The sequence below is a fragment of the Corynebacterium accolens genome (assembly GCF_023520795.1).
Taxonomy (GTDB): domain Bacteria; phylum Actinomycetota; class Actinomycetes; order Mycobacteriales; family Mycobacteriaceae; genus Corynebacterium; species Corynebacterium accolens.
This window is the reverse complement of the sequence record NZ_CP046605.1, coordinates 2,380,029-2,398,863: the sequence shown is the minus strand read 5'-3', so window position 1 is coordinate 2,398,863 and position 18,835 is coordinate 2,380,029. Positions and strand designations below refer to the sequence as shown.

Below are 18,835 nucleotides of genomic sequence, written 5' to 3'. Positions count from 1 at the left end.
TTTAGTTTGTTACCAGGGATGAATGAGGACACGAATCAGTGACCGAGAAGGAATCTACTGGCGAGTCCACTAAGGTGGACCGCCGCAAAGAAGGCGAAGAACCCCAAAAGCGCCGCATCTGGCCGTGGGTCGTTGTGGCCCTCCTATTGGTTTTTGTGGCACTGCCTGCAGGCCTTTTTGCGTATGCCTATTCGCAGTACACCGTTCCGGAGCCCAAAGAGCTGGCCAATAACCAGGTCTCTACCATCTATGCCTCCGATAACGACACCCAGTTGGCGCGTTTGGTTCCGCCGGAAGGCAACCGTACGCACGTGACCTTGGATGAGGTCCCCGTCTTTGTGCAGGACTCCGTGCTCGCCGCAGAGGACCGCGACTTCTGGGATAACTCCGGCTTTTCCTTCACCGGTTTGGGCCGCGCGGTACTGGGTAAGGTCACCGGCAATGACACCGCCGGTGGTGGTTCCACGATTACCCAGCAGTACGTGAAAAACACCCTGGTGGGCAACGAATACTCTTACGTGCGCAAGGCGCGCGAGCTCATCTACTCCATCAAGATGACCAACGAGTGGGAAAAAGAGGACATCCTCAACGCCTACCTGAATACGGTCTACTTCGGTCGCAATGCCTACGGCATCCAGGCCGCATCCAACGCCTACTTTGATAAGGACGCCAAGGACCTCACCCCCGAGGAAGGCGCCATGCTCGCCGGCCTGATCCAGTCGCCTTCTGGCCTGGACCCGCGCGTGAACCAGGAAGGTTCCGAAAACCGGTGGAACTACGTGCTGGACGGCCTCGTGGACATGGGCGATCTCAGCAAGGAAGAGCGCGATGGAATGGTCTTCCCGGAGACCCGCGATCCCGCTGAGTACTCGGCATACACGGAAGCCCCAGGCGCGAATGGCCACATTAAAGACCAGGTCATCCGCGAGCTTGAGGACGTAGGAATTACGGAAAATCAGGTATCCACCGGTGGCCTGCGCATTACCACCACCATCGATATGAACGTGCAAAACAACACGATTCAGGCAGTCGATGACCAGCTGGCGCCGCTGCAAGAAGATGCGCGCGCGGCCTCTGTGACCATCGATCCGAAGACGGGTGCGGTGCGCGGCTACTTTGGCGGGCATGATTCCAATGGTTGGGACTACGCTAACTCCCCGCTGCAGACCGGCTCGACCTTCAAGATCATGGCGCTTGCCGCTGCGCTGCAGCAGGGCATTAGCTTGGATACCAACTACTCCTCCGCGCCGTACCAGTTGCCGGGCTCCGATCTGGTGACCAACGTGGGCGGCGGCTGTGGCGTCTGCGACCTGCGCGAGGCCACCAAGCAGTCCCTGAACACCTCTTACCTGCGCCTGCAGAGCGATCTGAAAAACGGTACCCAGGACACCGCGGATATGGCCCACGCCTTGGGCGTTGCCCGCTCGCTGCCGGGCATCGAAGAGACGCTGACTGAAAACGGCAAACAGCCTTTTGAAGGCGTGGTCTTGGGCCAGTACCAGTCCCGTCCGCTGGATATGGCAACCGCGATGTCTACCCTCGCGAACCAGGGTGTCTGGCACAACCCGCACTTTGTGCAGCGCGTAGAAAATGCCGCCGGGGAAGTTCTGTATGAACACCCAACCGATGAGGGCGAGCGCCGCGTTTCCGCGAATGTGGCCAATAACGTCCTTGAGGCCATGGCGCCGGTGGCGGCATGGTCCAATGGTTCGCTGGCCGGCGGCCGCGCTTCGGCATCCAAGACCGGTACGACCCAGCTGGGCGATTCCGGAACCAACAAGGATACGTGGATGGTCGGTGCCACCCCGCAGCTTGCTACCTCCGTGTGGGTTGGTACCGCGGATAATACCTCCGCCATCTTCGACCAGTACGGAGGAATCATGTACGGTGCCGGCGCGCCGACCAAGATCTGGAAGTCCGTATTGGATAACGCCTTGGCGGATCAGGAATTCCAGCAATTCCCCTCGGCTTACCCCGTTCGCTTCGGCACGGTGTCTGCCGGCGGTGGTGCCCCGGCCTATAACCCAGGCGGCGGTGCCGGTGGGCAGGGTGCGCAGAACTACACTGGCCCAGCCCAGGACGGCGCCCCAGAAGAAGAGGCCAGCCCAGCACCTGCCGAGACCCCGGATGCGGGCCATGATGCCCCGGCCCAGCAGCCCGAGAACCAGGGTGGCAATAATGGAAACGGCGGCAACCGCGGCAATGGCGGCGGTAATAATGAGCCGGCCCGGCCCGAGGCCCCGTCTTTAGATGACTTCTTTGGTCGCGAAGGCGGCCTGGCTGACCTCTTAGGCTAAGCAAGGAGCGGTACGCGTGAGCCACGATCAGCGCATGTCCGCCGCAGACGAGCCGATGGCGCGGGGCGTCATCGAGTTCCTGGGCGGACCAAGGGGACGCTTTGCCCGGGATGGCCACACACAGTGGTGGACCCCGCTGCGCGCGCTGATCGCAGTAGCCTGGGTTTTCTTGGCCGGCGGGTTCTTATCCAAGGCGAATTGCGCTGGTGGCATCCGCGGCGAAGACGGCACCATCAACCTGGATTGGTCCGCCAACCGCCAGTACACCTCCTTTTGCTATAACGACATCGTCCCGCTGTATGAAGGCCGCGGCCTCGATCGACCGGGCTTTCCCTACGCCTTTTCCTGGCAGGAAGATGGCCTGACCCGCTATATGGAATACCCGGTATTGGCGGGCATGTTCCAGGGCCTGATGGGTTGGATTTCGCGCCATACCTATGGCCTCGTGGAGTGGGCCGGTGTGCCTGCCGCTGGCTGGTACTTTGGGCTCACCGCCTTGGTCATGGCTTGCATCTGGGTCGGCGTCATCTACATGGTCTACCTCTTGGTGGGAAACCGCACGTGGGACACCATCCTGGTGGCCGCCAGCCCGTTGATTATCATCCATGCCTTTAGCAATTGGGATATACCTGCCATCGCCTTCGCCGTCAGCGCGCTGCTGGCCATTAGCCGCCACCGCCCCTGGCTCGCCGGCATCCTCATTGGCCTTGGAACCGCCTTCAAATTATGGCCGATATTTTTGCTGGGCGCGTTTTTCGTCCTTGCCTGGCGCAATCGCCGTTGGGACGCTTTTGCCAAGGTCACCGTCGCTACGGCCGCCGCGTGGCTTGCGGTCAACCTTCCCATCGCCCTGAAATACCCGGCCGCTTGGGCGGAATTTTTCCGTTTGAACCAGGAGCGCGGTGCGGAATGGACCACCCTGTATGCCCTGATTAGCCGGAATCTGGGTATTTCTTTCAGCCAGGACTTTTTAAATACCTTCTCCCTCGTGGCGTTCATCCTTTTATGCGCCGGTATTGCCCTGGCCGGCTGGCGCAGCCCGCTTAACCCGCGGGTAGCGGAGTTGGTCTTCCTCATCGTCGCGGCGTTCCTGCTGGTCAATAAGGTATGGTCCCCGCAGTATTCGCTCTGGCTGGTGGTTCCGGCGGCCTTGGCCGTGCCGCGTTGGCGGTTGGTTCTGGGCTGGGCGCTTGCCGATGCCCTCGTATGGCCCCTGCTCATGTGGCACATGCTGGGCATCGATAATAAGGGCATTCCACACGAGCTCTTGGACGTGGCAATCCTCGTGCGCGATGGCTTCATCATTGCGATGGCGGTGATTGTGCTGCGGCAAATGTGGAATAGAACGGAAGATAAAGTGCGTGCGGCGCATATGGGCCGCGACCCAGTGGTGGGAGTATTTCAATGATTGTGACATTAATCGGCATGGTGTCGATCTTGTTGGGCTTTATCTGCGTCATGGCGGCCTTTTGGTTGTTTCATAACAGGGAAGATAAGCGCGGGCCCATCATCTTGGGCATCCTTGCCATCGTTTTCCTCACCATCATCCCCGCGACGGGAGCTATCTTTTTCGCCGCCACCACGACGGGATAGATTTCTTTTCGCCGGTCATATGCGGTACTGTGGTGGGGTTGCTTGACGCAACGTACCCTCCTGCTGCATCCGCAAAGGTGATGCAGCCGAAAACGACTAGACCATAGGAGGTGATGAGGTCCGTGCGTCACTACGAAGTCATGATCATTCTGGATCCTAATCAGGATGAGCGCACCGTAACCCCGTCCCTAGATAAGTACCTCGACATCGTCCGCAAGGACGGCGGCAAGGTTGAGAACCTCGATGTATGGGGCAAGCGTCGCCTTGCATACCCCATCGAGAAGAAGGAAGAGGGCATTTACGCCGTCGTTAACCTGGAGTGCGAGCACCCTTCGGTTTCCGAGCTCGACCGTCGCCTGAACCTGAACGACACCATCCTGCGTACCAAGGTTCTGCGCACCGACAGCAAGTAGCGGATACTGGGATCAGGCACAATCCACGTAACCGATAAGGAGTAAAGACATGGCACAGGGAGATACCAATATTACGGTGGTGGGCAACATAGTTGCTGACCCCGAGCTTCGCTTCACCCCGGCGGGTGCGGCGGTAGCTAACTTCCGCGTCGCCTCCACGCCTCGTCGCTATAATTCGCAGACGAACCAGTGGGAAGACGGCGAAGCTATGTTCCTGACCTGCAACGTATGGCGCCAGGCGGCGGAGAACGTCGCCGAGACCCTGAGCAAGGGCATGCGCATCATCGTTACCGGCCGCTTGAAGCAGCGTTCCTTCCAGACCCGCGAGGGTGAAAACCGCACCGTGTTTGAGATCGACGTCGATGAGGTCGGTCCGTCGCTCCGCTACGCCACCGCACAGGTAAACCGCAATCCCCGTGAGGGTGGCGGCAACTATGGCGGCGGCCAGCAGCAGCGCTCGAATAACAATAATCAGGGCGGCTTTGGAGGACAGCAACAGCAGCAGTCGCAGCAGCAGAACCAGGCTCCTGCAGAGGATCCGTGGAACTCCGCACCGCCAGCTGGTGGTTTCGGAGGCGCTGATTCTGAACCCCCGTTCTAAGTCTGTTACCCGCAACTATTCAACTAACTCAATTGAAAGGCAGGGATCATGAAGCTGATCCTCACCGCTGCCGTTGAGAACCTCGGCGCCGCTGGCGAAATTGTTGAGGTTAAGGACGGCTACGGACGTAACTACCTGCTTCCCCGCGGCTTGGCCATCGTGGCTTCCCGCGGCGCTGAGAAGCAGATTGAGGGCATCAAGCGCGCCCAGGAAGCTCGCGAAATTCGCGACCTGGACCACGCACGCGAGGTCCGCAACCAGCTTGAGCAGCTGACGAACGTTGAGGTCAAGGTTAAGACCTCCACTTCCGGCAAGCTCTTCGGTTCCGTTAACGCAGAAGACATTGTCAAGGCCGTCTCCAAGGCCGGTGGCCCTAACTTGGATAAGCGTATCGTTGATATGCCCAAGGGCCTGGTCAAGAAGACCGGCAACTACCAGGTCGAGCTGAAGCTGCACGCTGACGTGCTCGGCAAGGTGAACTTCTCGGTCGTCGCTGCCTAAGCAGCGCACGACGGTCCACAGACCCAAAGACAACAGCATGGCTTAAGGCCCCACGAATTCTCTATGTGAGGTGGAGAATTCTTGGGGCCTTTTGCCTGCCCAATTGGCCTGTGGATAACTGTGAAAATCTGTGGATGAATGTGGAATTCGGCGTTCTTTCCCACCAAGATTTTTGCTTGCCTTAGCCGCTGGTCACAGGCCATATTCCACTATCATGTGGTAATTTTCACACCTGCAAATAACTCCCTGACCAGCGGTTATTATCACCGCAGGTCAGAAAGGCGGCAAGTTATCCACAGCCGTGACCTCGGTAAATGGAAAGCGATGATTGGACTACCTGGTAATTCCACAAGCCCCTGTGGATAACTGTGGAAGTTATACCCAGGCGGGTAGTGTCCGGGAGCTGGTCTAAACTTGGACAGCGTTACGCAAGGTCTCTTTACGGACACCAAGGGGGACACATGACCAACGCGAGCTTTGATGATGAACAGCTTCCACCGGAACCACCGGCACCGGACAACGCCGTAGCGCGCCGGCCGCGGTACCAACAGGATCAACCGCAGCGCTACGAGGAGTATCGCCAGCCGCCATCGGACCGGGAAGCCGAGCAAGGCGTATTGGGTGCAATGCTGCTTAGCCCCAATACGGTCATGGAAGTTATTGAAGAGCTCGAGCCCGATGACTTTTATTATCCGGCCCACGCGCTAATTTATGGCGCGATGCTGGACCTTTACGCGGCGGGCCAAGACATTGACCCGCTTATCCTTTCCTCGCGGTTGGATAGGTTTAATAACCTCGAGCGCGTTGGCGGCGCACCCTATTTGCACACCCTGTTGGCTACCGTTCCCACCGCGGCCAATGCCCGCTATTATGCGGAAATCGTGGCGGAAAAGGCCGTCCTGCGCCGGCTCGTGGATGCCGGTACGCGCGTGGTCCAACTGGGCTTTTCGGGCACGGAGGATGCTGAGATTGAATCGGTGATCGACCGGGCCCAGCAGGAAGTCTTTGCCATCGCCCAGCGCAAGACTGCTGAAGACTACCGCGTGCTGGGGGATCTGATTGACCCCACCATTGATGAGTTGGCGGCGCTGCAGCAGGCCGGTGGCGTTGAATTGGGTGTGCCCACAGGTTTCATTGACCTAGATAAGCTCACTAATGGCTTGCACGCGGGACAGATGATCATCGTTGCGGCGCGACCCGGAGTGGGTAAGTCCACGCTAGCGATGGACTTCATTCGCTCGTGCTCGCTGCAGCATGGCAAGTCTTCCGTCATCTTTTCCTTGGAAATGTCCGCCTCAGAGATCGTGATGCGCCTGCTCTCCGCGGAATCCGAGGTGAAGCTCACCGATATGCGCAGTGGTGGAGTCTCCACGGAGGACTGGGCGAAGATCGATGACACGCTCAACCGCATTCAGGATGCACCGCTATTTATTGATGATTCCCCGAACCTGACGATGATGGAGATTCGTTCGAAGGCCCGCAGGCTCAAGCAGCAGCACGGCCTCGACCTCATCGTTTTGGACTATCTGCAGCTGATGTCCTCGGGCAAAAAGGTGGAGTCGCGCCAGCAAGAGGTCTCGGAGTTCTCGCGCCAGCTCAAGCTATTGGCCAAGGAGCTTGAGGTGCCGGTGATTGCCATCTCGCAGCTGAACCGTGGACCTGAAGCCCGAAACGACAAGAAGCCACAATTGGCTGACCTGCGTGAGTCCGGTTCCTTGGAGCAAGACGCGGATATGGTGATGCTGCTTTACCGCCCAGACTCGCAGGACCGCGATAACGAGCGCGCCGGTGAGGCGGATATTATCTTGGCCAAGCACCGCGGCGGCCCTATTGACACCGTCCAGGTGGCCCACCAGCTGCACTACTCCAAGTTCGTCAACATGGCGCACGGATAAAAGACTTATAGGTCCACGACGGCCGCGGGGTCCCCTAACCGGGGACCCAGAATTACCAGCACGATAAAGACCGCCGCAGCGGCCAGAGAGAGCCACCGCCAAACCGGGAAGAAGCGTTGGCCGCACCAGTAGGCGATCGCTGCACCGATGAGCGCGCCGAGGGTATTAAACAGCAGATCATCGATATCCGTGCGGCCCAGCGCGAAGGCATATTGGGCCGTCTCTAGCGTTAAGCTCAGCGCGAATCCCCAGGCCGTGGATACTTTCACGGAACGGCATAGCGTAAATACTAGGAGTCCGAAGGGGATGAAGAAGGCGGTATTACCGGCGTACTCAAAAATCGGGGCGAACCAACTATTGCCAGAGAATTCATCGAGGGGAACTAAGTGGAGCTCGCGGACGCGTTGATTTTCGGGCTTCCACAGGTAACCGATCTGGAAGAAGGCCTTCAGGGTGGTCAGCGCTACCATGACGCCGATCCAGGCGCTAAGGGCTAATTTATCGAGCAAGGGCCTTACCTTTCAGCTCAGGCAGAGTAAATGCCGCTACGGCGGCGATGGCGAATGCGGCCGCAAAGAGCACGAAGAGGAATCCTGCGCCGGTCGCCGCGATCAGTGGCGGTACAACGAGCGGTGCGACGATGGAGGCGATGCGTCCAAACCCCGCCGCGGCACCCGTACCGCGCCCGCGCAGCGCGGTGGGGTAGAGCTCCGGACCAATGGCATACAGGGCACCCCAGGCGCCGAGGTTGAAGAAGGACAACAGGCACCCGGCGATGATAATGAATACCTCGGAGCTAGCGGTGCCGTAGAGCCCGGCGGATACGGCGGAGCCGACCAAGAATACGGCGAGGGTAATCCGCCGGCCCCAGACCTCAATGAGCCAAGCGGCGGTGGCATAGCCCGGTAGCTGCGCCAAGGTAATGATGAGGGTGAAGCTGAAGGATTTTACGAGCGAGAAACCATCGGCAACCAGCAGGGACGGGATCCAGATGAAGGCGCCGTAATAGGAGAAATTGACGCAAAACCAAATAGTCCACAGCGCCGCTGTGCGGCGGCGCAGGCCCGGCCCCCAAATGGAGGTCTCGGTGGAGGCGGTGGGTTCCGGGTGGGCATCGTCAAGCGGCTGGCCCGCGGCGGCCTTTTCGAAGGATGCCACAATCTCTTCGGCCTCCTCGTGGCGGCCCTTGGACTCGAGGAAGCGCACCGATTCCGGCAAGCCCAAGCGCACGTAAACCGAATAAGCTGCGGGGATAAGCCCCACGGCAAAGCCCCAGCGCCAGCCGTTTTCGCCGGCGCCGACGATGAAGGTGCCGATGAGTGCGGCGAGGATCCAGCCGAGCGCCCAGAAGGCCTCGAGCAGGACCACCATGCGCCCGCGGATGCGGCGCGGCGAGAATTCGGAGATGAGAGTGGAGGCGACCGGCAGCTCCGCGCCCAGGCCCAGCCCGACGATGAAGCGGAAGATGATAAGCATGGTCAGCCCACCGGCCAGGGCGGAGGCACCGGTGGCCAGGCCGTAAACCAAGAGGGTGAGGGAGAAGATGTGGCGGCGGCCGTATTTATCCGCAAGGAGCCCGCCGAATGTCGCTCCCAGAGCCATGCCGAGGAAGCCAACAGAGGCGAGCCAAGAGGTTTGGGTGCTGCTCAAATCCCAGTGCACGGCCAGGGCGGCCATGATGAAGGAAATGAGCCCCACATCCATAGCATCGAGCGCCCACCCTAGGCCGGAGCCCAGGAGTAGGCGCTTGTGTTTGCTGGTGACCGGGAGCCGGTCTAATCGTTCATTGCGGCTGAGCATGCGCTAATCATAGCGCTGGGTGGAAAATTTCCGGAGACGCAGGGAATTGGAGACGACGAATACGGAACTTAATGCCATGGCGATGCCTGCAAATAGCGGGTTCAGCAGGCCAAAGGCCGCCACGGGGATGAGAATAATATTATAGGCAAAGGCCCAGAACAGGTTGCCCTTAATGATCTGCAGCGTGCGGCGGGACAGGCGAATGGCATCGGCTGCGGACCGCAGGTCCCCATTCATCAGGGTGATATCGGAGGCCTCGATGGCCACGTCGGTACCGGCGCCCATCGCCAAGCCGAGGTCTGCTTGGGCCAAGGCCGCGGCATCGTTGACTCCGTCACCAACCATCGCCACATTGTGCCCCTCGGACTGCAGCTTCTTGATGACGTCGACCTTTTCCTCCGGAATCACGCCGGCCGTGACCTCGGTGATGCCAACTTCCTCTGCCACGCGCTTGGCCGCGCCCTCATTATCGCCGGTCAGCAGGTGCGGGGTCAGGCCCAGCTGCTTCATCTGCTGGACGGCCTCAGCGGAGGTGGGCTTGACGGTGTCGCGGACCTCAATGAGCCCAGCGAGCTCATCGTCGAGGTACACCGCCACCGGAGTAGCGCCCGCGGCCTCTGCCTCGCGGAAGGCCTCAGCGTACTGGCCTAGGTCTCCACGCGGCTTGCCGACGCCCACGCGCACCCCATCCACCGTTGCTTCCACGCCAGCGGTGCTGGTGGAAAAATCGGTACCGGGCTCCACGTCGCGCTCACGGGCAATGGCCTGGGCGATGGGGTGCTCGGAGTTCCGCTCGACGGCGGCGGCGTACTCGAGGACATCGCCATGCACGGCCGTAACGGACATTTCCCCGGCGGTCACCGTGCCGGTCTTATCCATCACGATGGTATCGACCTGCTTGGTGGACTCAAGGATCTCCGGGCCTTTAATGAGCAGGCCTAACTGGGCGCCGCGCCCCGTGCCGACCAAGATGGCGGTCGGGGTGGCAAGGCCCAGCGCGCAAGGGCAGGCGATGATCAGCACGGAGACAGCGGCGATAAACGCCGGCGCCACGCCGCCAAAGATGAGGTGTACCAGCAGCGTGAGGACGGAAATGCCGATGACTACCGGCACGAAGACCTGCGCAATGCGGTCCACTAGGCGCTGCACGGGGGCCTTGGAGGCTTGTGCGTTGGTAACCAACGTGGCCATTTGGGAAAGGACCGTGTCCTCGCCCACCTGGGTGGCCTTAACCTCCAACTTGCCGGAGGCGTTAATGGTGGCGCCGGTAACGGTATCGCCCACGCCCACCTCTTCCGGGACGGATTCACCGGTGATCATGGAGGCATCCACGGCGGAATTGCCGGAGACGACCTCACCATCGGTGGCAATCTTTTCGCCCGGGCGCACAACGAAGACATCGCCCACCTGCAATTGGGAGATGGGAATGCGTTTTTCCTCGCCGTCCCGCAGCACGGAGGCTTCCTTCGCGCCCATGGATAGCAGGGTGCGCAGCGCCTCAGAAGACTGCCCCTTGGCCTTGACCTCGAACCAGCGGCCGAGGAGCAGGAAGGTAATGACCATTCCCACAGACTCAAAGTAGATATGGTCCATCTCGGCCGAGCTGGAGGACCACGACATGCTCATCGTCATGCCGGGCTCGCCGGCGTTGCCAAAGAACAGTGCGTACAGGGACCACAGGTAGGCGGCCGAGGTGCCCATGGAAATCAAGGTGTCCATGGTGAACGAGCCGTGCTTCAGGTTGGTCCACGTAGCGGAGTGGAAGGGGGCGCCACCAAAAATGAAGACAACGGTGGCCAGCATGGCGCAGGCCCACTGCCAGTTCTGGAACTGAAGGGCAGGCACCATGGAGACAACCATGATGGGGGCAGACAGGACCGCGGAGATGATGGTGCGCCGCAGCAGGCTCTCTTGTTCTGCAGCGCGGGCATCATCAACCGGCGTGCCCTCTGCGTCCTCGTCCTGGTCGCCGTCATCGCTGCCGGACATATCGAAGGCGCTGTATCCGGCGCCTTCGACGACCTTGATCAGATCCGCAGGCGTAGAAGTCTCCGGATCGAACTCAATAGAGGCGGATTCGGTGGCAAAGTTAACGCTCGCCTCAACGCCGTCTACCTTGTTGAGCTTGCGTTCTACCCGGGAAGAGCAGGACGTGCAGGTCATGCCCGAGACCCCGAGATCAACGTGTGACATAGTATTCGCCTACTTAAGGACGTATCCGGCTTCGGCTACGGCGGCTGCTACTTGCTCATCGGTGAAATCGCTGCCGGAGACAGACACTGCGCCGGTGGTGTGGTCTGCGGAAACCGCGTCCACACCGGCGATTTCGCCTACCTCTTCGCGGATGGACATTTCGCAGTGTCCGCAGCTCATTCCTTCTACGGTGTAGTTCTTCGTTGCCATGACTATCATCCTTTCTCGATTGCTTATGCCTCTATGCTATACCCCCTAGGGGTATCAGGCAAGGAAGAAATTTAGGTACGGTGGGGAATAAACCATAATGTAAAGGAGTTACAACGAGTATGGCTACTATTGATGTCACTGAAGAGAACTTTGAACAGACCGTAACCGGCGAAGGCATTACGCTTGTCGATGCCTGGGCGGACTGGTGCGGCCCATGTAAGCGCTTTGCCCCTGTCTACGAGAAGGCATCCGAGGAGCACACCGATGCTACCTTTGCCAAGCTGGACACCGAGGCAAACCAGGGCCTTGCATCCGCGCTGCAGATTCAGTCCATTCCTACCCTGATGATCTTCCGCGATGGCATCCTCGTATTCCGCGAGGCTGGCGCACTGCCGCCCGCAGCGCTGGAGGATCTGCTCAAGCAGGTCAAGGACCTGGACATGGCTGAGGTTCGCCGCCAGGTTGAAGAGCAGAACGCACAGCAGGCATAGAATCTGAATTTTCAGAGCTTCCACGGCGCTTTCTGGTGAGTATCGCTAAACTCGCTAGAAAGCGTCTTTTTTATGACCAAAGGAGATTGTGATGGCTAACCCCTTCAGCAAGGGCTGGAAGTACGTGATGAGTTCTCTCGATCAAAAGATTGATGAGAACGCCGATCCAAAGGTCCAAATCCAGCAGGCGGTTAAGGCCGCCAAGGAACAGCACCAAGAGATTTCTGATCATGCGGCAGAGATCATCGGGCACAAGTCTCAGTTGGAAATGCAGATGAACCGCCTGGTGAAGTCCCAGCAGGATTACCAATCCCAAACCCAGCGCGCATTGGAGCTTGCGGATTCCGCCGAGGACCCACAGAAGGCGAATGAATACAACCAAGCCGCTGAGGTAGTGGCCTCCCAGCTCGTTGCGGTGGAACAGGAACTGGAAGACGTCAAGCAGCAGTACGCGGCGGCGGAGCAGGCGGCTGAACAGGCCAAGAACCAGCAAAAACAGTCCGAGGCCCGCCTGAAGGAGCAGCTGGCACAGGTGAGCCAGCTAGAAGCGCAGGCGGATCAGGCTGCAATGCAGGAAAAGAACGCGGAAGCGCTCGATTCCATGAACGAGCTCAACCCCGATGATTCCGTGCCGAGCCTGGATTCCGTCCGCGCCAAGATTGAAAAGCGCTATGCCGATGCCCTTGGTGCCCAAGAATTGCAGCAGGCAACCGGCGGCGACCGCATGAGCGAGATTCAAGCGGCCGGCAACGATATGAAGGCCAGCGCGCGGCTCGATGCGCTGCGCGCCGATATGGCCAAGAAGAAGGAAATCGAATCCGGGGATTAATTCTCGCGGCGGATATTGATAAGCACGCCGCGAATCCCTGAGTGGAACCCATCGCGTAAATTCACGCGCTGGGTTTCTGTCAGCGTGTATTCATGCAGGGTTTCGCAGGCGAACTGCAGCAGCGGGCGGTCGATCTCCGGTGGCAATCCGCCGCCAGACAGTAAGTGGGCTTGGTCGCGCTGCTCTGCGTTTGCGGCATTATCAAACCACCACGACGCGTATTGCTGGCCCACATCGAATGGCGACTGGAACCCAGCAGAGCTCCACACCTCTTCTGGCAGCGGGACATACTTCGAGCGCAGCTTGCGCCGCGGTGCCATCATTGACGGCTTCGGCGCAGGCTTTGGTGCTGCTTGATCGGTAGCCTCGGCCTCTTCGGCAGGGCCCTTCTCCGCTTCTGCAGTGGGCTTGTCTTGCTCTTGTGGGGTTGGGGTTGCGGCCTGCTGTGCGCTTTGAGGTGGCGCAGGCTTTGGGGCAGGCGCCGGCGTCGGCTTTTCCGGGGTGCCGAATGCGGTTTCCACCTCGGAGGGCTCCTCGCACTCGTCGCAGTGCTCGGCGCCTGGAAGCTCCTCTTCTGCTCCCTCTGCCTTCTGCGCTGCATCGCGGACCACTGGGGGAAGCGGGCCCTCGAGAACCTGCAGCTCCATGGAATCCGCGAAGTCCTCGCGGGGATCCAAAATGGTGGTGGAATCACACGTATGGCGCAGCGCTGCGGACATGGAATCCCAGCCAAACCCGTACAGGTGCACGCGGATGCCATTGTCCACGGCGGTCTGCGCGCCGGGAATCATGTCCGCGTCGCCGCTGACCAGCACAAAGTCGGTGAACTGGTTCTTCACGGCGGCCATGACCATATCGGCTACAAGCCGGGTGTCTACGCCCTTTTGGGTGCGTCGCTCGCCCCATTCAATAAGTTGTCCCGTGCGCAATTGCACGCCCTCGCAGGTGCGAAGGGCGCGTTGGTAGCGGTGCGGACCGGTATCCGGGATTCCGTCGTACCAGTATTGGCGCTGAATTGGGTTGCCTAATTGCTCCTCGATCATTCCGCCCATGGTGCTGACTACCTCGGGCAGATCGATTTCTAGCTGCGCGCGGGCCCCCGTTTCCCAGGAGTTATAAAAGCTCGCGAGCAGGTATGAGGTATCGACAAAGACAAGTGTGCGTTCAAGCATGGCTCCTAAGTTCCGTTCTAATTGTTCTAAATAAAATTCTTTGTTACCTCCAGTGTGCCTTATTCACCCCGAAACGTCGATCATAATTCGCCAATTCCCAGCATATTGGCCGCAAATGAAAAGTTTTCGGTGACCATTGCGGCGTCGGCAAGTGTGTTATATGGTTAGTTACCCAACTAACTAAGTAACTAACGAGCCGAAGGTGATGATGGACAACTCCACGCAACCGCTCTTTCGGCAGATTGCGTCTTTGGTGGAAGACACCATTGTGGACGGCACTCTGGCGGAGGGCGATAAGGCACCTTCCACCAATGAGTTGGCGGATTTCCACAACATCAACCCCGCAACCGCGCGGAAGGGGATCACCCTCTTGGTGGACTTAGGGGTGCTGGAAAAGCGGCGGGGCATTGGCATGTTTGTGGCCGAGGGTGCTTCGCGTGCCATCCGCGAGCGCAGGCGAGGCGACTTCGCCGCGGAGTATATGGCCCCGCTTGTCGATGAAGCAGTTCGCTTGGGCTACAACCGCGCCCAGCTCCATGACCTTTTCGATCGGGTTGCAGAAAGCAGAGGAATGTACTCATGATTACTACCCGCGATTTCACCTTTTCCGCAGGTCTTACCCATGGCTTGGTGGGCCGCAACGGAATTGGCAAGACCACCTTATTGCGAAAAATCGCCGGCCAAATTCAATCCGGCCGCATCACGGTCTTCGACCGCCAGCCCTTTGATAACCAATCTGTACTCAACCGGGTAATCCTCATGGGCATCGACAATCCGCTGCCGGATTCGTGGGGCAGCAAGAAGCTCGGCGCCGTCGGCCAGGTGCGATGGCCCAACTGGAATGCGGAGCGATATGACGACCTCATCGCCGGCTTCGACATCCCAAATAAGGCGTATTCTGCGCTCTCGCGAGGGCAAAAATCGGCGTTGGGATTTGTTTTCGCCGTTGCCTCTGGCTGCGAAATAATGCTTTTGGACGAGCCTTATCTGGGTCTCGACCTGCCACGGCGCGAACTCTTTTACCAGGTCCTCCGTGAAGAGCACGGTCGCACCATCGTGGTATCCACCCATCACCTCAATGAAATAGAGGGGTTGTTGGACACTATTTCCCTTATGGGGGAGCACCCCATTAGCGGTCCCGTGGACGAATTTGTTGATTCCTTCCTGGAAATCAGCGGGCCCGAAGAGGCGATCTCCGAGGCAATTTCCGCACTGGACCTGCCGGTATTGGAGCGCGCTTCAACAAGCCTGGGAGACCAGGTGCTTGTCGATGCCCGCACTACCTCGCCCGATCCCGTCTTCCGCTATGCCAACGAACATCATCTCCGGGTAGCAGAGGTATCACTTGAAAAGGCTGTCCGAGCATTGGAGGAGCAGTCATGAAACTTCTATGGCACACAACGGAATGGGTTTGGGTTACAGTCCTCTTCTTCATTGCGGTTTACCCCGTACTTTTTGGCGAAAAGTGGGGAACTGTCACCTTGCTCTTGCCCCTTGTGCCCATCCTGACGTATCAACCCAGTTTTGATAAGTACCAAGTACTAGGCCTGAGCTCACAGATATGGAATGAACATCGCCGGATTATAGTCACGGTTTTCGCTGTCGTGGCCATGGCAGGAACGGCTGCACGGCAGGGCTGGTGGGCGTTGGCTGTTTATGCGGCGGCATTGGCATGGGCACTGTGGCGCGAACCAACCCCAACCAGGACGGGCTACTCGACGACCCCTTTGGGAATTGCATCCAAGCTTGGGCGTTTCCCGCCGACGCTCGACGCGCAGGCTGTATACCGCCGCCAGGTCCGCATGTGGGTGCTGGTCGTCGTATTTTTAGCCATCAACGTTGTGCTTTCGCTAATGAGCACGCTGTGGGGACCGATGGAATTCATCGCTTTCATTGCTTGGGTATTCTTCGCCTTCTTTAGCAGCCAGCCCATGGGCATGTTGCGCGATACGCTCAGGGATTACGTCACGCTCGGCGGCACGCGTCGCCGCTGGGCTTCCATGACCGCAATGACCGGGCTCATCCCCATCCTTGGTTGCGCCGCCGTGGGCTTGGCCCTTTCTTTCTGGGGGAACACAATCGAGGTCGCCGCCGGCATCACCGCAATCGCGGCCGTCACCGTACCTGGGCTTACGTACCTCGAGTTCCTAGAGAAGAGGACCCTTGGAGTCTTTGTCGCGTACCTCCTCGGTATCGCAGTGCTGGTCTGGCTTTTCGCCCAAGGCTATGTCTCGGCCGCGGTGGGGATGTTTATAAGCCTTGGCATCTACGCCGTATGGGCCGTAACCCTGCCGATGTATGCACGCCGCATAAGCAGCCTGTGGGAGAAAGGCCTTGCGGGCTGGCTTGGCATGAAATAAAAGTGTCCGAAATTCGTGCTGACCAGCGAGTTTGTGAAAATTTAAAGCGGTGTGTAACTTAATACGAGTCAGCGCGACCGACAGCGCCCCACAGAGACAGACACTGTCTCTGGCTGAAGCGGCGATAGGAAAACAGGCCCTGACGAAAACAATTTTTTACTCGCAACGAGTTCCATGCTTTTAGGCATGTAGCTGTTGTGTGGTGATGATGTCTGAGAACTCAATAGTGTGCCAATGTACTTATTTTTTATTTTTGTGTGCATGGTTGTGTGTTGATTGGTCTGTTGGTCGGCAAGCCTAGATTTGGTTTGTTGGTTGGTGTGTGCCGGTAAGGTGTTGAAATACGCATCTTTTTGAATACTGTTTAGTGTTTCGGCTGCATTGATGGATTGGTTGGCATGTGATTGTGTTCAACTTTTTTGTCTCCCTTTTGTGCCCCGTCGGGTTGGGGAGGCAGTGATTTTTTCTTTGTAGTAATTTTTGGACGCCAGCATGGGCCTGCTTTTGTGGGTTTGTGGTGGTTTGTTCTTTTGGTTAGGTTTGGGCTTTTCACGGCCTTTTCAGGATTTTGTTGTTCTGAAATTCTTTTTGTGGAGAGTTTGATCCTGGCTCAGGACGAACGCTGGCGGCGTGCTTAACACATGCAAGTCGAACGGAAAGGCCCTGCTTGCAGGGTACTCGAGTGGCGAACGGGTGAGTAACACGTGGGTGATCTGCCCTGCACTTCGGGATAAGCTTGGGAAACTGGGTCTAATACCGGATAGGAACCATCTTTAGTGTGGTGGTTGGAAAGTTTTTTCGGTGTAGGATGAGCTCGCGGCCTATCAGCTTGTTGGTGGGGTAATGGCCTACCAAGGCGGCGACGGGTAGCCGGCCTGAGAGGGTGTACGGCCACATTGGGACTGAGATACGGCCCAGACTCCTACGGGAGGCAGCAGTGGGGAATATTGCACAATGGGCGCAAGCCTGATGCAGCGACGCCGCGTGGGGGATGAAGGCCTTCGGGTTGTAAACTCCTTTCGCTAGGGACGAAGCTTTTTGTGACGGTACCTAGATAAGAAGCACCGGCTAACTACGTGCCAGCAGCCGCGGTAATACGTAGGGTGCGAGCGTTGTCCGGAATTACTGGGCGTAAAGGGCTCGTAGGTGGTTTGTCGCGTCGTCTGTGAAATTCTGGGGCTTAACTCCGGGCGTGCAGGCGATACGGGCATAACTTGAGTGCTGTAGGGGTAACTGGAATTCCTGGTGTAGCGGTGAAATGCGCAGATATCAGGAGGAACACCGATGGCGAAGGCAGGTTACTGGGCAGTTACTGACGCTGAGGAGCGAAAGCATGGGTAGCGAACAGGATTAGATACCCTGGTAGTCCATGCCGTAAACGGTGGGCGCTAGGTGTGAGGGTCTTTCTACGACTTTCGTGCCGTAGCTAACGCATTAAGCGCCCCGCCTGGGGAGTACGGCCGCAAGGCTAAAACTCAAAGGAATTGACGGGGGCCCGCACAAGCGGCGGAGCATGTGGATTAATTCGATGCAACGCGAAGAACCTTACCTGGGCTTGACATACACCAGATCGCTGCAGAGATGTAGTTTCCCTTTGTGGTTGGTGTACAGGTGGTGCATGGTTGTCGTCAGCTCGTGTCGTGAGATGTTGGGTTAAGTCCCGCAACGAGCGCAACCCTTGTCTTATGTTGCCAGCATTTGGTTGGGGACTCATGAGAGACTGCCGGGGTTAACTCGGAGGAAGGTGGGGATGACGTCAAATCATCATGCCCCTTATGTCCAGGGCTTCACACATGCTACAATGGTCGGTACAACGCGCTGCGACACTGTGAGGTGGAGCGAATCGCTGAAAGCCGGCCTTAGTTCGGATTGGGGTCTGCAACTCGACCCCATGAAGTCGGAGTCGCTAGTAATCGCAGATCAGCAATGCTGCGGTGAATACGTTCCCGGGCCTTGTACACACCGCCCGTCACGTCATGAAAGTTGGTAACACCCGAAGCCGGTGGCCTAAACGTGTTAGGGAGCCGTCGAAGGTGGGATCGGCGATTGGGACGAAGTCGTAACAAGGTACCCGTACCGGAAGGTGCGGGTGGATCACCTCCTTTCTAAGGAGCTTTTATTTTGGCTGCAGTTGCAGCCATGACCCACAGTTGTGGGTTGTCCACTGTTGTTTGATGGTGGGTTGGTGGTTGAGTAGGCGAGTGTTCTGCTGCCACCGATGTTTGGAAATTCCGGGTAGGACATACACCTTAATCAGCAGGGTCTAAGTGTTGAGACAGTGCTTTGTGACATGCGTAAAAGTGTCCATGCATACAGGAAGTAAAGTTGATTGGTAAGTCGTTGGTGCATTGTTGGGTGTCTGGGGCATTATCCCCTTTTGTGTGTGCCTGACTAGTTGATGCATGCCGTGTGTTGTGTGGTGTGTGTTGCTGGTTGGGGTGTTGTGTGAGAACTGTATAGTGGACGCGAGCATCTCACAT

The 18,835-nt window shown here is 58.3% G+C and carries 17 protein-coding genes and 1 rRNA gene; 13 read left to right on the top strand and 5 right to left on the bottom strand.

Translation table 11 applies throughout. The features are described from left to right. Positions 1-38: 38 nt before the first annotated feature. The 7 genes from CACC_RS11270 to dnaB all read left to right on the top strand — a co-directional run bounded on the left by CACC_RS11270 (position 39) and on the right by dnaB (position 7,300). Positions 39-2,297 (top strand): transglycosylase domain-containing protein, encoded by a 2,259-nt coding sequence (locus CACC_RS11270; protein ID WP_005275807.1) that lies wholly within the window; start codon positions 39-41, stop codon positions 2,295-2,297. A 16-nt stretch (positions 2,298-2,313) separates the two neighbouring features. After that, a complete protein-coding gene (locus CACC_RS11265; protein WP_005275805.1) occupies positions 2,314-3,705 on the top strand; it encodes a glycosyltransferase family 87 protein in 1,392 nt (463 codons plus the stop codon). Next, positions 3,702-3,890 carry a hypothetical protein gene (locus CACC_RS11260; protein ID WP_005275803.1) on the top strand — a complete coding sequence of 63 codons (189 nt, stop codon included), beginning with the start codon at positions 3,702-3,704 and terminating at the stop codon, positions 3,888-3,890. Before CACC_RS11265 ends, CACC_RS11260 begins: the two co-directional genes overlap by 4 nt. A gap of 122 nt (positions 3,891-4,012) precedes the next feature. Next, on the top strand, positions 4,013-4,303 hold the full coding sequence (rpsF, locus tag CACC_RS11255; protein ID WP_023016353.1) for a 30S ribosomal protein S6: 291 nt from the start codon (positions 4,013-4,015) through the stop codon (positions 4,301-4,303). Between the two features lie 49 nt (positions 4,304-4,352). Further along, positions 4,353-4,904: a single-stranded DNA-binding protein gene (locus CACC_RS11250; protein ID WP_005275799.1), complete on the top strand. Its 552-nt coding sequence runs from the start codon at positions 4,353-4,355 to the stop codon at positions 4,902-4,904. A gap of 48 nt (positions 4,905-4,952) precedes the next feature. After that, positions 4,953-5,405 carry a 50S ribosomal protein L9 gene (gene rplI, locus CACC_RS11245; protein WP_005275797.1) on the top strand — a complete coding sequence of 151 codons (453 nt, stop codon included), beginning with the start codon at positions 4,953-4,955 and terminating at the stop codon, positions 5,403-5,405. A gap of 461 nt (positions 5,406-5,866) precedes the next feature. Beyond that, positions 5,867-7,300, top strand: a complete 1,434-nt coding sequence (dnaB, locus tag CACC_RS11240; protein WP_005275794.1) for a replicative DNA helicase — start codon at positions 5,867-5,869, stop codon at positions 7,298-7,300. A 5-nt stretch (positions 7,301-7,305) separates the two neighbouring features. Here the strand turns inward: dnaB and CACC_RS11235 are convergent, their stop codons facing one another. Genes CACC_RS11235 through CACC_RS11220 form a run of 4 tightly spaced genes read right to left on the bottom strand, consistent with a single transcriptional unit; the run spans position 7,306 to position 11,503 of the window. Further along, the gene (locus tag CACC_RS11235) at positions 7,306-7,770 is read right to left on the bottom strand and encodes a VanZ family protein (protein WP_023016352.1); all 465 of its coding nucleotides are present in this window, start codon (positions 7,768-7,770) and stop codon (positions 7,306-7,308) included. A gap of 28 nt (positions 7,771-7,798) precedes the next feature. Further along, positions 7,799-9,100: an MFS transporter gene (locus tag CACC_RS11230; RefSeq protein ID WP_005275787.1), complete on the bottom strand. Its 1,302-nt coding sequence runs from the start codon at positions 9,098-9,100 to the stop codon at positions 7,799-7,801. A 3-nt stretch (positions 9,101-9,103) separates the two neighbouring features. After that, positions 9,104-11,293 carry a heavy metal translocating P-type ATPase gene (locus CACC_RS11225; protein WP_005275785.1) on the bottom strand — a complete coding sequence of 730 codons (2,190 nt, stop codon included), beginning with the start codon at positions 11,291-11,293 and terminating at the stop codon, positions 9,104-9,106. 9 nt (positions 11,294-11,302) lie between these two features. Then, positions 11,303-11,503 carry a heavy-metal-associated domain-containing protein gene (locus CACC_RS11220; RefSeq protein WP_023016351.1) on the bottom strand — a complete coding sequence of 67 codons (201 nt, stop codon included), beginning with the start codon at positions 11,501-11,503 and terminating at the stop codon, positions 11,303-11,305. 119 nt (positions 11,504-11,622) lie between these two features. Here CACC_RS11220 and trxA point away from each other — a divergent pair, with 119 nt between their 5' ends. Both trxA and CACC_RS11210 read left to right on the top strand, forming a co-directional pair. Continuing rightward, complete coding sequence (trxA, locus tag CACC_RS11215) at positions 11,623-11,994, top strand: thioredoxin (protein WP_005275779.1); 372 nt, start codon at positions 11,623-11,625, stop codon at positions 11,992-11,994. 91 nt (positions 11,995-12,085) lie between these two features. Beyond that, complete coding sequence (locus CACC_RS11210; protein WP_005275774.1) at positions 12,086-12,823, top strand: PspA/IM30 family protein; 738 nt, start codon at positions 12,086-12,088, stop codon at positions 12,821-12,823. On the opposite strand, the gene CACC_RS11205 is transcribed toward CACC_RS11210, so the two are convergent. Next, complete coding sequence (locus CACC_RS11205) at positions 12,820-13,995, bottom strand: NYN domain-containing protein (protein ID WP_005275773.1); 1,176 nt, start codon at positions 13,993-13,995, stop codon at positions 12,820-12,822. The two genes, CACC_RS11210 and CACC_RS11205, sit on opposite strands and share 4 nt — an antisense overlap. Positions 13,996-14,203: 208 nt before the next feature. Between CACC_RS11205 and CACC_RS11200 the strand changes: the two genes are divergently transcribed. From CACC_RS11200 to CACC_RS11185, 4 genes are all read left to right on the top strand, one after another. Further along, a complete protein-coding gene (locus CACC_RS11200) occupies positions 14,204-14,578 on the top strand; it encodes a GntR family transcriptional regulator (protein ID WP_035108334.1) in 375 nt (124 codons plus the stop codon). Beyond that, positions 14,575-15,378, top strand: a complete 804-nt coding sequence (locus tag CACC_RS11195; protein ID WP_005275766.1) for an AAA family ATPase — start codon at positions 14,575-14,577, stop codon at positions 15,376-15,378. Before CACC_RS11200 ends, CACC_RS11195 begins: the two co-directional genes overlap by 4 nt. Further along, the gene (locus tag CACC_RS11190; protein ID WP_005275763.1) at positions 15,375-16,355 is read left to right on the top strand and encodes a hypothetical protein; all 981 of its coding nucleotides are present in this window, start codon (positions 15,375-15,377) and stop codon (positions 16,353-16,355) included. Before CACC_RS11195 ends, CACC_RS11190 begins: the two co-directional genes overlap by 4 nt. A 587-nt stretch (positions 16,356-16,942) precedes the next feature. Next, positions 16,943-18,460: ribosomal RNA gene (locus CACC_RS11185) — 16S ribosomal RNA — on the top strand. The last annotated feature ends 375 nt before the right edge of the window (positions 18,461-18,835 follow it).